We start from the raw sequence: 13,302 nt of genomic DNA on the forward strand, positions 1-13,302 counted from the left end.
TCGCAAGGTCACATCAGATGCTTTCGTAGTCGCTTGTCGATCGCAACCACGGCTGCGGCGGCGGCCGCGGCCGCCAGGATGCGCAGCCAGACATCGCCGCCGATCGGCGCGGTGTTGAACACGCTGTTCATGACCGGCAGGTAGGTGATGGCGAGCTGGGCGACGGCCTGGAGCACCACACCGGCCAGGATCCACCGGTTGGAGAAGAGACCGACGTGCCAGGCCGAGTGGAGCAGGGACCGGCAGCTGAACAGATAGAACGTCTCCACCACGACGAAGAGGTTGAGCGCAGCGGTACGCGCTTCGGCCACACCGGCGCCGCGGTCCAGTTCCCACTGGAACAGCCACCACGCGCCGACGACGAGCAGCGCTGCCACCAGCACGATCCGGACCACGAGAGCGCCGGTCAGCAGGGGTCGACGGGGGTCGCGCGGCGGCCGTCGCATGATGCCAGCCTCCTTCGGTTCGAAGGCGAGCATCAGGCCGAGCAGGACCGCTGTGGTCATGTTGATCCACAAGATCTGTGTCGGCAGCAGCGGCAGGGTGGCGCCCAGGACGATGGCCACGAAGATGACCAGACCTTCGCCGAGGTTCGTCGGAAGCGTCCAGACGATGAACTTGGTGAGGTTGTCGAACACCCCGCGGCCCTCCTCGACCGCGGCTTCGATGGTGGCGAAGTCATCGTCGGTCAGCACCATATCGGCGGCTTCCTTGGCCACCTCGGTCCCACTGCGCGCCATGGCGATGCCGATGTTCGCCTGGCGCAGGGCCGGGGCGTCATTGACCCCGTCACCGGTCACCGCGACCACGTGTCCTCGCTGCTGCAGCGTCTCGACCAGCCGCAGTTTCTGCTCCGGTGACACCCGGGCGAACACTGCGGCGCGGTCCACCGCCTCCGGGAACCGTTCGGCGGGCAACGCCTCCAGGTCTCTGCCGGTGAGCACCTGTCCTTCATGCTCGTCGCCAAGTATGGCGAGGTGGGTGGCGATGGCGGTGGCCGTCGCCGCGTGATCCCCGGTGATCATCTTGACGTCGATGCCGGCGGTGTGACAGGCCTGCACTGCGGGCGCGGCGGCGCTCCTGGGCGGGTCCAGCATGGCCTGCAGGCCGGTCAGGCTCAGGGTGCCGGGCAGGTCCTGTTCGCCGAAGCCGACGGACCCGCCACCAGTGCGCATGGCCGTCGCGAGTACTCGAAGTCCCCGGCCGGCCAGTACCTCCGCCGCACGGAGGGCCGCATCGGCATCCAACGGGCGGTTGTCCCCGTCGGCAGCCATCTCTGACCGACACATCGACACGACCCGCTCGACGCTGCCCTTGACCAGCACGACCTCACGTCCGGAGTCGCGCTCACTGTGCAGGGTGGCCATGTACTGCCGCTCGGAGCTGAAGGTAATGGTGGCGGTACGCGGACACTCCTCATCGAACTGATCGCGGACGATGCCGCCCTTCCCGGCGGCCACCAGCATCGCGCCCTCGGTCGGGTCGCCGGCGAGGATCCACTCACCACTCTCCTCGCGTATCCGAGCGTCGGTGCAACCAGCGCCCGCGAGCAGACACCAGTGCAGCGCCCCACTGGTCGCCGCTTTGGTCGCGGCGCCCGAACCGTCACAGATCTCCCCCTCGGGCCGGTAGCCCGAACCGGTGACGGTGAACTCCCCGTCCGGTGTCCACACCGCCCGCACCGTCATCTGGTTCTCGGTCAACGTGCCCGTCTTGTCGGAGCAGATGACCGTGGTGCTACCCAGTGTCTCGATCGCCGGCAGCCGGCGCACCACCGCCCGCCGTCGCGCCATCCGCGTCACCCCGATGGCCAACGTGATGGTGACCGCCGCCGGCAGCCCTTCGGGAATCGCCCCCACCGCGAGAGCGATGGCCGCGGTGAAGGTCTCGGCCGCGTCCTGCCCACGCAGCACACCGACACCGAAGGTCACCGCCGCCAGGACGAGGATGGCCACCGTCAACACCTTGCTGAACCGGGTCAGCTTGCGGGTCAACGGGGTCGCCAACGTCTCGGCCGAGCTCACCAGCCGGTGGATCTGCCCCAATTCCGTCTCGGCGCCGGTGGCTACCGCGATGCCGGCCCCACTGCCCGCCGTGACCAGGGTGCCCGAGTAGACCATGTTGCGTCGGTCCGCCACATCGGTGACATCCGGCAGTTCCGCCTCGTCCTTCGGCACCGGAACCGACTCGCCGGTCAGCGCCGACTCGTCCACCCGCAGCTCAGCCAGGCGGACCAGGCGCAGGTCGACCGGCACCTTGTCGCCCGGATCCAGCACGATCAGGTCGCCCGGAACCAGCTCGTCCGAGGAGATCATCCTCTCCTGCCCGTCGCGCACCACCCGCGCCTCGGTGCGCACCATCGACCGTAGGCTGTCCAACGCGGCCTCCGCCTTGGACTCCTGCACGTACCCGATCGCCGCGTTGACCAGCACGACACCGAAGATCACTGCCGAGTCGACGTACTCGTCGAGGACCGCCGTGATCACCGCGGCCGCCACCAACACGTAGATCAGCGGATGGTGGAACTGCCGCAGAACCCGGCGCAGGACACCACCGCCACCAGCGGCAGGCAGCACGTTGCGCCCGTACCGCTCCAGACGGCGCGCAGCCTCCTCCCCACTCACACCACGGTGCGGGTCCGTCCCCAGCAGGAGCACCACCTCGTGGGAAGGCATGGCATGGTGCCCGTCCTGGCGAGGTGACTCAGCCGGCTCTCCAGACCTCACCAGCGCCTCACATTCGAAAATCGGACTCACGCCGTCTGCCCCGAAGCCAGGTCACCCTGACCCGGAGAGCGAGCTGCAGTCTGAGCATTCGCTGAAATCCTCGGCCAAACCGACGGCGGCCGACCGATAAACACTCAAAAAGGAGGTAAAAGTTGTACCCCATCGACCCCTCACGGCTCCGCCTACGATCACCGACCGCAGGACTCCTTCCGGCACGGTTGGAACTCTTCGACTTCCTGGTGACAGCGCCGATCTTCGTCCCGGCATGACATGGGACTCCGCCTACTTCGGCGCATGCGGGTGGTCCGGGTGTGCGCCTGGCGCGCCTCTCACCTGGGTTCCCGATCGTCGTGACGGTCCTGTGGCGTAGCCTGCCCGGCGCCGGGCCTCCTCCCGCTGGCAACGGTCACACTCCACGTCTACGGGCCGGACCTTATCGAGAAGGGAACGGGTACCGGACGAGGTCGACCGGCTCGCACTGGTCAGCGGTTGGACAACTCGAGCGCGGTCGTCGTCGAGCTGGAGCGGGAGCTACGGATCGACCGCGACGATCGGCACGGCCCTACCAGCCCGGCCAGCACCAACCTTCCCGCCAGCGAGGCGAGGGAACGGTCACTGCCACACAGATCGACAGTACGATAGCCCCAAACGGTCATAGTGGGACAAGCGTTGGTCACGTCTAGCGGGTGGGAGCGGTGCTCGATCGGGCAGGGGCCACGCTCGGCGCTCAGCCGATCGCGCTGGTCGCCGCGCTCCTCCTGCTGGCCGGCGTGTTGCTGAGACCTCGACGCGGCGGGGAGCGAGATCGTCGACGCATCACGACCCACCGCCCGAGCGATCTCCCGCACGCCTTTACCCTGCGCTTTGAGCAGGGCGGTCTCTTCACGCTCAGCGAAAGACAGATACCGGCCCGACAACGAAGAAAGCGACAAAGGCGACATATCGGCCCCCTGACGGAGCCAGCGGGGTCTGTTGCGTTGGGCGAAAGCATGATCGACTTCAGCTTGCCCGGCGTGGTCTGCTTGGCTAGTGAGGTCGTCGTCTCGTGTTCGATCCTGGTCCCCGTCGTCGTCGGCGTTCGTCGGGTTCCGGTTCCCGCCCGAGGTGATCGTGCTGGCGGTCCACTGGTACCTGCGGTTCGACCTCTCCTACCGAGACGTGGAGGAGTTGCTGGTCGAACGCGGTGTCGAGGTGGACCACGTCACCGTCTACCGGTGGGTCCAGCGGTTCACCCCGCTACTCGCGGACGCCGCGCGGGCCGCCATGCGATCCATACGCCGTAACTCGCCGCGCCCTGGTCGCGACGTCTTCCAGCGGGGCCGAGGCGTTCCCGACCGGCACTCCGCCGCCATCGCGGAGAACACCGCGTATGGCGACGCGGCGACCTTCGACACCGGCGGAGGCGGAGGGGGAACCGACTGAACCCCACCTGCACCAGCCCTGCTTGCCGAACCGCGGGACGCACCCCTCTCAACGGGTCAGCCTGTGGCTGCCATCGCGGCCTGCAGGTGATCCTGGATGTCTTCGTCGAATGCGACGAGTCGTACCCGTTGAACGTTCGTCGGTACGGACCCGAGCGTTGCTACGGCGATCCGCGCCGCCCGCTCGGCAGGAAAGCCGTACACGCCAGTCGCGATCGCCGGGAAAGCCACAGTCCGGGCGCCGAGCTCATCCGCGACCTGCAAGCTCCTGCGGTAGCAGGAGGCCAGAACATCGTCCTCACCGCAGCCGCCGCCCTCCCAGACCGGCCCGACCGTGTGGATGACGTGCCGAACCGGCGGGTCGAGGTCGAACGCCGGGGTCGGCATCGCCTCACCCGGCTCGCACGGGCCGATCACACCACCCGCCCGGGCCAGCCGAGGCCCGGCAGCACCGTGGATCGCCCCGTCGACACCACCGCCACCCAGAAGCGACTCATTCGCGGCCGTGACAATGGCGTCCACGTTCTCCCGCGTGTTGTCACCCAGGACGACCTCGATCACCACCACAGCAGAATCCTGGCACATCAACGAGGGCACATGGCCATCGTCCGCAACCGGCCACGCAACTCCGTCCAACCTGATCAGAAGACGCGACGCCCGGCCTACGGCAAGAGGACGCCGACCCTGACAGCTGCGAACTCGGTGGTGTGAAACCGGGCCCGGGCGCGAGGAGGCATGATCCGTTGATCGCTCGGGCTCGGCAGGCATGGCTTGGGATGGCTTGAGTTGCGATGGCCTTCCCTGCCGACGGCGGCATAGAAGTAGCTGTCTCGGCCAGATCGCTGCTCTGCCCGCCAGGCTGGGCCGGGATCGTCGATTGCGGCGACGCCGCCACCGTCACCGTGCCGACAGGCGATTGGGCCCGAGTCATGCGCGAGAGACTGCGCGGTTTGCCCGTCGAGATACTGACCGACTCTGACCGGCTGCGCACGGTCCTGCCGTTCACCGAGGTACTGGGTCCGGCGAGCCTGGCCTACCTCGACGAGTACGACTTCCGACCGGCCGGACTCGACACCATCGATGTGGCCCCGGCGAACGCGCCGAAGAACATCATTCGGGCAGAGTAACTGGATAGGTCTGTGGCGGGTCCGGTCCTGGTCCTTCGTGGAGGCTGGTAGGTTCCGGTGTCGTGTCCGCCCAGCCGCCGCAGCCTTCTTATGAGGAGTTGCTCGCGCGTAATGCGGAGTTGATGGCTCTGCTGGAGAAGGCTCTGGCTCGGATCGCCGAGCTTGAAGCCCGGTTGGGGATGTCGTCGAGGAACTCTGGTAAGCCGCCGTCGTCGGATCGGAACGTGTCAAGGGATTGAGGCCAACGGGAGTTAGGCAGCTTGTGGCACGGGTTTCGTTTGCTGGTCGGGTTTGTTGATCCAGACCTGTTGGGGCAGGTCGAGGATCTTGGGTAGGGGCCGGGTGGTGCCGAACCGTTGCGGGTGGGCCGTTCGGGCTGCGGCGAGGGTGGTTTCGCGGTTGGCGCGGACGGTGTGGTGGCGGCCGTGGTGGACGTCGGCGGGGGTGTGCAGGCCGATCCCGGAGTGCCGGTGGGCGTGGTTGTACCAGGTCACGAAGTCGTTCATGAACGCTCGGGCGTGGGCGAGGGACGCGAACCGGTCCGGGAAGACCGGCGCGTACTTCAACGTCTTGAACCAGGCCTCGCTGTACGGATTGTCGTTGGACACCTTCGGCCGGGAGTGCGAGCGAGTCACGGCGAGGTCTTCGAGGAGATCAGCCACCGACTTCGACGTCATCGAGGTGCCCCGGTCGGCGTGCACGACGTGCGGGACGCCGTGGACGTCGAACACCTCACGCATCATGCTCTCGGCGAGGGGACCGGACTCGCGGGCGTGCACCCGGACCCCGACGATGTACCGGGAGTAGATGTCGATCATCACGTAGGCGTCGTAGTAGACGCCCTTCACCGGTCCGGCCAGCTTCGTGATGTCCCAGGTGTAGACCTGCCCCGGTGCGTCGGCGACCAGCTCGGGACGCCGGCGGGCCGGGTGCCGGGCCAGCCGGCGACGCTCGCGGACCTGCGCGTGCTCACGCAGAACCCGATACATGGTGGCGATCGAAGCGACGTACACGCCCTGGTCCAGCAGCGCCGCGTAGATCTGGGCCGGGGCCGCGTCGACGAACTCCGCACTGTTGACCAGCCGCAGGACCCGCTCACGCTCGACCGGGGTGAGCGCGTTCGCCGGCGCTCGCCGCACCGGCGCCGCCGGTGTCGGCCGCCGCCGGTCACGTACGGCGCTGGACCGGGCGATCCCGGTCAGCCGTCCCGCGTCCCGCGTCGGAATCCTCGCCCCGGTCAACTGGTGGTAGGTGTCCATCAGCGTCTGCCGAGCCCGAACACGTCCGGACCGTCCGGCTCGCTCCTGGAGATGTCCTCCAAGAGCTCGCGCGCTTTTCCCATGATCGTCAACGCCGTCTCCGTCCGCGCCAGCCTGGCCCGCGCCAACTCCAACTCACGACGCAACCGGGCGATCTCCGCCTGCTCCGCCGACGGCCGCCCGACCGTCTCCCCGACGGCCTTGCCCTGCAACAAGCCGGCATCGCGAGCCCGGCGCCACTCCGACATCAACGACGAGTACAAACCCTCCCGCCGCAGGAACGCCCCACCCTCACCAGCCGCGACAGCCTGCTCATACCCGGCCAGCAACTCCAGCTTCTGCCCCGGTGTGAACGACCGCCGCGCCCGCGGCCCGCCCGAACGCGGACCCTTCCTACGACTCATGACCCCATCCTGGGCCGCCACGACGTCAACAGCAGTACTCAACGCTTCTCGATCCTGACCTCGCCCTGTCCGGCGGACTTGCTATGAACCGCTGGCCTCAACTCACCCTGACAGACAGGGATCAGACTGTGGGTCCTGACCAGGCCAGACACGCTAAGTTGACGGTATTGGGCTTCGCCCCCGCACCTGTGATCTCTTGTGGAATCCAAGATCGATCCAAAGCTTGTCGATCCCGTAGTCCTGGCGGCACTTGACGCTTATGCCGGCCAGATCAGAGTGCTTCGCCGAGAGGTGCTCTACGAACATGGTGGCGATTCCGCCACGGCGGTGTTCCGTGCTCACGCACAGATAGGCGAGGCGGACTCGCTGGTAGGCGACTCCGTAGAGCGCGAACCCGATCACTCTGCCATCTTGCTTGGCCACCAGCAGGTGCCCATCCCCGGCCGCCTGCTCATAGGCCCCACGCATCTGCATACCGAGTCGAGCCCTGAACTGGCAGCCGAGCTCGAACGCCTGCGCGACCGCGTCGCTGTCGTCAGGTCGCACCGTCTCTAGCTGGACAGGTCCGGGCGAGGTCGAAATCGACATGCACGCAGTGTGCCTGCCTGATAGCTCCGATGACATCGACCGCGCGTCTTAAAGATCGACGCTCAACTGGGAGTTGCCCCCTGGTCCTGGACACTTGAGCCTTGGATCGTGATGGTCCGGGGAGATCAGGAGTCTCTGACAGATGGTGATGAAGCACTACCCCGCCGAGTTCAAGGCCGACGCGGTTGCGTTGTACCGGTCTCGGCCGGGGGCGACGATCGCGCAGGTCGCTGATGATCTCGGGGTGAATCGGGAGACGTTGCGTAGTTGGGTGCGCGCCGATGATCAGCGTCGGGGCGCGACGTCCGGGCCGGCGGCGCCGCCGGCGGCCGGCTCGGTGGAGGACGAGAACGCCGCGTTGCGACGCAGGGTCCGGGAGTTGGAGGAAGAGCGGGACATTCTGCGGAAGGCGGCCCGGTATTTCGCCGGGGAGACGCGCTGGTGAACCGCTTCCAGTTCGTCGCCGACCACCAGCAGCGCTACGGCGTGAAGCGGTTGTGTCAGATCATCGGGGTGTCCCGGTCGAGCTTCTACTACTGGCGCTCGGCCGCCGAAGCGCGGGCCGCCCGCCAGGCCGCGGACGTTGCTCTCGTGGGCCGGATCCGGGCGGTGCACGCGGCTCACGACGGCACCTACGGGGCACCACGGGTCACCGCCGAGCTGCGCGATGCCGGTCTGGCGGTCAACCGTAAGCGGGTCGCGCGGGTGATGCGCCGCTTCGGCGTGCAAGGACTGCGGCTGCGACGTCGCACCCGTACGACGGTGCCGGACCCGGCCGCGGCGAAGGCCCCGGACCTGATCGGCCGGGACTTCACCGCCGGGCAGCCGAATCAGCGCTACGTCGGCGACATCACCTACCTGCCGGTGGGTGAGCGCGGGTTCCTCTACCTGGCCACCGTCCTGGACCTGCACTCCCGGCGCCTCGCGGGCTGGGCGATCGCGGATCACATGCGCACCGACCTGGTCATCGACGCCCTGCACGCCGCGCAGCGGACCCGGGGCAGCCTGCACGGGGCGATCATGCACACCGACCACGGAGCTCAGTACACCTCTCGGGCCTTCGCTGCCGAATGCCAGGCCGCCGGGGTCCGGCAGTCGATGAGCGCGGTCGGTAGCTCCGCCGACAACGCCGCCGCGGAGTCGTTCAACGCCACCTTCAAACGCGAGACCCTGCAAGGCCGCCGCGCCTTCACCGACGAACACGAAGCCCGACTGACCGCGTTCCGCTGGCTACACCGCTACAACACCGTCCGACGCCACTCCCGACTCGGACAGCAATCACCGATCACCTACGAGAAGAACACCAGGCCAGCGCCAGCTACGCTGGCCCCGGCCGCATAAAACCCGTGTCCAGGATCAGGGGTCAAGCCCCCGGCGCTGGCATGACACGACCATGCCAGGAGTCCACACCGATAGTAATCTATACCACTCCTACCGGCCGAATGGTGAACAAATAACACAAAGGCGGACCGGTTCGTTCTCGGGCCTGGTGAGGATGGGTGCTTACCAGGTCAAGGGGGGATCATGAACGGTCACGGTGTCATCGTGAAGCGGTGCCGATGTGTGGACCCGGAGACGGGCAGGCGGCGCGGTGCGTCCTGTCCGCTGTTGGCGCAGCGCGGGCATGGCAGTTGGTACTTCCACTGCTCAACCCGAAACCTGCTGGGACGGGCGGAGCGGATCCGTCGGGGTGGTTACCCGTCGGAAGCGGCGGCGCGCAAGGCCCGCGACGAGCTGCTGGCGTTGTCGCGTGAGGAGCAGTCCGGCCGGTGCTGGACGGTCGCCCGTTGGTTGCGGTACTGGTTGTCGACCAGGAACCGGATCCGGCCGACGACGCGAATGCACTACACCCACGACGTCGAGCGGTTCCTGATCCCGCACATCGGCCAGCTGATCCTCGGCGACCTGAACCCACGGCAGCTCACGGCGGCGTTCGCGCAGATCGCGGCCACCCGTAACCGGTCGGGGCAACTGCAGAGCGCGTGCACCTTGCGGCACGTCCACACCACGTTGCGGGCGGCGCTGACCGGCGCCGTGCGCGAGGGCCTGCTCACCCATAACCCGGCCCGCCACCTGGAACTACCCGCGCGCCCCCGTCCACAGGCCCAGGTGTGGACCGAGGCCCGGGTCGCCGAGTGGAACGCCACTGGTGAACGGCCCACCATCGCCGTGTGGACACCAACGCAGCTGGCTGCCTTCCTCGACTACGTCCGCGACGACGGCCTGTTCGCCCTGTGGTGGCTGATCGCCCTGCGGGGCCTACGCCGAGGGGAGGCAGCCGGCCTGCGCTGGAGCGAAGTCGACCTACACGCGGGGCAACTGTCGGTGGTGCGGCAGCGCACCACCGCCGGCTACCACGTGCACGAAGGGCCACCGAAGTCCGCGACCAGCCGCCGCAGCGTGGCCCTGGACCAACACACCGTACGAGTGTTGCGCCAGCACCGCGAGCGGCAACACCAGCGGCGCGGCACGCGGGCCGCGATCGGAAAGGTGTGGCACGACAGCGGCTACGTGTTCACCGGCCCCAACGGGATGCCGGTCCATCCGGGCTATCTCACTCAGCGGCTACGGCTGCTGGTCAACCGGGCAGGGCTGCCGCCCATCCGACTACACGACCTGCGGCACGGCTCCGCGACCCTGGCCCGGGAAGCCGGCGCCGATCTCAAGGCGGTGCAAGACCAACTCGGGCACGCCAGCATCCAACTCACCGCCGACATCTACACCAGCGTCCTGCCCGAATCTCAGCGGGAAGCCGCCGAAGCCACCGCCCGCCTGGTCCTTGACGCCGGCAAACCCGGTGCCGAGATCCGCCGCCAGCTCAGCCACAACCCGAAGCCACCGCAGGAACGCCCCGACGAGGTGCCAGCGGTGACAGCGCCCGCCTGCCGCGCTCGGCGCAAGCCATCCTCGGCAACGAGAGCCCCCCGGCTCCGATCCTTGGTGCACCGACGACCCAGCCAGGCACACGAGTCCCGCTGACGATCGTCGTCTGGGGCTCCGGGCGGCGCCGCGACGGGCGAGCATCATCGTCGCCTGCCGGCCCGGACCCCTGACGGTCGCTGCAGCGCCAGGTGCGGCGAGCTCGTGCCGAACGTCGGGTAGCAGCTGTCGCCGATCACCCGCAGGGCGCTCACGTTCCGAGGCTGGTTGGTCGCCTGCTGTAGATTGCACTGTCGTGCTTCTCGTGGCAGCGAATCCGGAGCCCGCCCCGCAGCCCACGTTCTGGGAGAACGTCGTCTGCATCCTGTTCTTCTCGGCAGTCGCCTTGCTGTACATCTGCTACTACTTCGGCTTCAGGATCGACGCCAAGTGCCTTGTCCTGACCAAGACCACCAGGAAGCCGTGCACGAGGGACGGCAAGATTCTCGTCGGCTGTCGGCAACACAAGCGACAGAAGATGGTGGCATGGGTTCGTCACCTTGGCGCCGCTAACTTGCTGGATCCCTGGCTCTGCCGTTTGCACATCGTGCCGCCGTCGTTCGCGCCCCTGCCGATCTCCCCGACGCCACCAACTGCTCACAGTGTCGCGGCACCGGCGGTGACCGAGACGCTCAGCAGGCGCATGACGGTCGAAGCCCGGATCGCGTTATGGGCGTTGGCCTTCGGCGTCCTCCAAGCGTTCACGGCCCTCGTCGCGCTCGCTGTCGACATCGCCGCTGGCACGTAGAAGTCCAGCACGACGCAAGTTCTCTTCGACGCCGCGGCCTATCGTCTCCTCGGCGGTCGGCGGGATCGGTATGGCCCGCCAGAGGTGGGTCGGCAGCAGCCGGACACGCCTCCGGCGTCGAATCGAGATCGACCAGCGCGACGGACCCGCGGTCCGCCAACCCTCGGCACCACACCAGAGAATGTGACTACTTCTCGCAAACTTTCCTGAGGTGCGAAGTAGGGAGTGGCTATGGCCAGTTCGGGAACTATCTACAAGCGGTGTGGCTGCCGGCACAACGGCACGAAAAAGCGGCTGGAGCAACACTGCCCCCGCCTGCCGGAACGCGGCCACGGCACCTGGTACTTCGCCTGCTCCGCGACCGACGCGTTCGGCAGGCCGGCACGGTCCCGCCGAGGCGGCTTCCGCTCCAAGGCGGCCGCCGGCCAGGCGCGCGACGAGTGGCTGACCCAGACCGGCGAGGAACGCACCGCGCAGGGATGGACCCTGGAGCGGTGGCTGCGATACTGGCTCTCCACCCGCACCAAGATCAAGGACACCACCAGGGCCCAGTACGCCCGGGACATCGAGCAGTTCCTCATCCCGCACATGGGCAGGATCACCCTGGCCGAGCTCAACATCCGGCGAATCCGCGGCGGCTTCGACGACATCGCACAGACCACGAACGGGCGCGGCCAGCCACAGTCGCCCTCATGCCTGCAGCACCTGCGGACCACCCTTCGCGCGGCGCTCAACCTCGCTGTCCGGGAGGGCCTCCTCGACGCCAACCCGATCCGGCACCTCGAACTCCCGTCCTACCGCAAGCCACACGCCCAGGTCTGGACACCGGCCCGCGTCGCGGAGTGGAGGGCAACCGGTCGACGGCCGTCGGTAGCCGTGTGGACCGCGCCCCACCTCGCCGCGTTCCTCGACGCGGTCACCACCGACCGGCTCTTCGCCCTGTGGTGGCTGATCGCCCTACGCGGCCTCCGCCGCGGCGAGGCATGCGGCCTACGCTGGACCGACATCGACCTCGACCACGGCGTGCTGTTCATCTTCCGCAGCCGCACTGTGGTCGGCTACCGGATCATCGAGGGAGAGCCCAAAACGGCCGCCAGCACGCGCACTGTCGCTCTCGACCAGCACACCGTGGCCGTGCTCCGCGAACACCTGCGCCGCCAGCGTCAGCAACAGGCCGCCCGCGAGGCGGCAGGCAAAACCTGCTACGACAGCGGCTACGTGTTCATCCGCCCCGACGGCAGGCCGCTGCACCCCGAGTACGCCACGCGGCACTTCACCCGACTCGTCAAGCGGGCCGACCTCCCACCGATCCGGCTTCACGACCTCCGCCACGGCGCGGCGTCCCTCGCGCACGAAGCCGGCGCCGATCTCAAGACCGTGCAAGATCTACTCGGTCACGCGAGCATCGTCACCACCGCCGACACCTACACCAGCGTCCTGCCGTATGCCCAGCGTAAGTGCGCCGAGGCCACCGCCCGGCTGGTTCTCGCCGCAGCCCGCCGAACCCGCGAAAAGATCAGGAAGAGGGGCCGAAGCAACCGCCCCAACCCCCGCCCAAAACAAGCGCACACACCGCCCGCCAAGCAGGGGTGACGCCAACGCGAAAGACCAGGTCAAAGCCTGCGCGACCCGCCCAAGATTACAGAAATTGACGGCACCCACATGACACCCACTGTCCAGACGGGGCGATCAACAAGAAGCGCCCCGACCGCGTTTCCGCAGGCCAGGCGTTCTTTGATCTTGTGCGCCCGAAGGGACTCGAACCCCTAACCTTCTGATCCGTAGGTGGAAGGGTAGCTAACCTCTCCCACCGAATACAAAGTCTCACACCTCGTGCTGTTTCGCAAGCCCTTCGTCCAGGCGAAGGGCTTTCCGTTTCGGCTGGTCCGCGCGCTGCGGTCAACGGGTCCAGCAGGTGGCCAACTGATGGCGACGGCAACGTGCTGGGCTTGCCGCGTTCGTGCTCGCTCGGTGCCGAACATCGGAGCACCATCGGAGCACCACCCGCCCTGCCTGGGCGCCCGCGATGGCCCTTATATCCTGGCCGCGTTCGGGCACAGCGGGGCCACGGCCCCGGGCAGCAGCCAGCGCCCCTCCTCCTGTGCCCACT

At 67.9% G+C, this 13,302-nt stretch carries 11 protein-coding genes and 1 pseudogene; 7 read left to right on the forward strand and 5 right to left on the reverse strand.

Annotated elements, in window-relative coordinates:
• Nucleotides 1-8 precede the first annotated feature (8 nt).
• Both ACFT41_RS17285 and ACFT41_RS17290 read right to left on the reverse strand, forming a co-directional pair.
• A complete protein-coding gene (locus tag ACFT41_RS17285; protein ID WP_377587503.1) occupies nucleotides 9-2,675 on the reverse strand; it encodes an HAD-IC family P-type ATPase in 2,667 nt (888 codons plus the stop codon).
• Between the two features lie 533 nt (nucleotides 2,676-3,208).
• Complete coding sequence (locus ACFT41_RS17290) at nucleotides 3,209-3,667, reverse strand: helix-turn-helix domain-containing protein (RefSeq protein ID WP_377587502.1); 459 nt, start codon at nucleotides 3,665-3,667, stop codon at nucleotides 3,209-3,211.
• A gap of 88 nt (nucleotides 3,668-3,755) precedes the next feature.
• Here ACFT41_RS17290 and ACFT41_RS17295 point away from each other — a divergent pair.
• Nucleotides 3,756-3,983 (forward strand): annotated as a pseudogene (locus ACFT41_RS17295) (hypothetical protein); the annotation flags it as partial.
• A gap of 221 nt (nucleotides 3,984-4,204) precedes the next feature.
• On the opposite strand, the gene ACFT41_RS17300 reads toward ACFT41_RS17295, so the two are convergent.
• On the reverse strand, nucleotides 4,205-4,714 hold the full coding sequence (locus ACFT41_RS17300) for a macro domain-containing protein (RefSeq protein ID WP_377587501.1): 510 nt from the start codon (nucleotides 4,712-4,714) through the stop codon (nucleotides 4,205-4,207).
• A gap of 224 nt (nucleotides 4,715-4,938) precedes the next feature.
• On the opposite strand from ACFT41_RS17300, the gene ACFT41_RS17305 reads away from it, so the two are divergent.
• Nucleotides 4,939-5,274 carry a hypothetical protein gene (locus ACFT41_RS17305; protein ID WP_377587500.1) on the forward strand — a complete coding sequence of 112 codons (336 nt, stop codon included), beginning with the start codon at nucleotides 4,939-4,941 and terminating at the stop codon, nucleotides 5,272-5,274.
• 62 nt (nucleotides 5,275-5,336) lie between these two features.
• Nucleotides 5,337-5,513: a DUF6444 domain-containing protein gene (locus ACFT41_RS17310; RefSeq protein ID WP_377587499.1), complete on the forward strand. Its 177-nt coding sequence runs from the start codon at nucleotides 5,337-5,339 to the stop codon at nucleotides 5,511-5,513.
• Between the two features lie 12 nt (nucleotides 5,514-5,525).
• Here the strand turns inward: ACFT41_RS17310 and ACFT41_RS17315 are convergent.
• Nucleotides 5,526-6,937 (reverse strand): IS3 family transposase gene (locus tag ACFT41_RS17315; RefSeq protein ID WP_377587498.1). Its coding sequence is split into 2 segments (ribosomal slippage): nucleotides 5,526-6,604 and nucleotides 6,604-6,937, totalling 1,413 coding nucleotides; the frame shifts between segments, so codons are not numbered across the junction.
• 153 nt (nucleotides 6,938-7,090) lie between these two features.
• Nucleotides 7,091-7,525, reverse strand: a complete 435-nt coding sequence (locus ACFT41_RS17320) for a GNAT family N-acetyltransferase (protein ID WP_377587497.1) — start codon at nucleotides 7,523-7,525, stop codon at nucleotides 7,091-7,093.
• Between the two features lie 142 nt (nucleotides 7,526-7,667).
• Here ACFT41_RS17320 and ACFT41_RS17325 point away from each other — a divergent pair.
• The 4 genes from ACFT41_RS17325 to ACFT41_RS17340 all read left to right on the forward strand — a co-directional run bounded on the left by ACFT41_RS17325 (nucleotide 7,668) and on the right by ACFT41_RS17340 (nucleotide 12,785).
• Nucleotides 7,668-8,866 (forward strand): IS3 family transposase gene (locus tag ACFT41_RS17325; protein WP_377587496.1). Its coding sequence is split into 2 segments (ribosomal slippage): nucleotides 7,668-7,956 and nucleotides 7,956-8,866, totalling 1,200 coding nucleotides; the frame shifts between segments, so codons are not numbered across the junction.
• A gap of 183 nt (nucleotides 8,867-9,049) precedes the next feature.
• Complete coding sequence (locus tag ACFT41_RS17330; protein ID WP_377587495.1) at nucleotides 9,050-10,504, forward strand: tyrosine-type recombinase/integrase; 1,455 nt, start codon at nucleotides 9,050-9,052, stop codon at nucleotides 10,502-10,504.
• Nucleotides 10,505-10,700: 196 nt separating this feature from the next.
• Nucleotides 10,701-11,192 carry a hypothetical protein gene (locus tag ACFT41_RS17335; RefSeq protein ID WP_377587494.1) on the forward strand — a complete coding sequence of 164 codons (492 nt, stop codon included), beginning with the start codon at nucleotides 10,701-10,703 and terminating at the stop codon, nucleotides 11,190-11,192.
• 231 nt (nucleotides 11,193-11,423) lie between these two features.
• On the forward strand, nucleotides 11,424-12,785 hold the full coding sequence (locus ACFT41_RS17340) for a tyrosine-type recombinase/integrase (protein WP_377587493.1): 1,362 nt from the start codon (nucleotides 11,424-11,426) through the stop codon (nucleotides 12,783-12,785).
• Nucleotides 12,786-13,302 lie beyond the last annotated feature (517 nt).

This window comes from Micromonospora sp. NPDC057141 (assembly GCF_042670805.1).
Lineage (GTDB): Bacteria > Actinomycetota > Actinomycetes > Mycobacteriales > Micromonosporaceae > Micromonospora.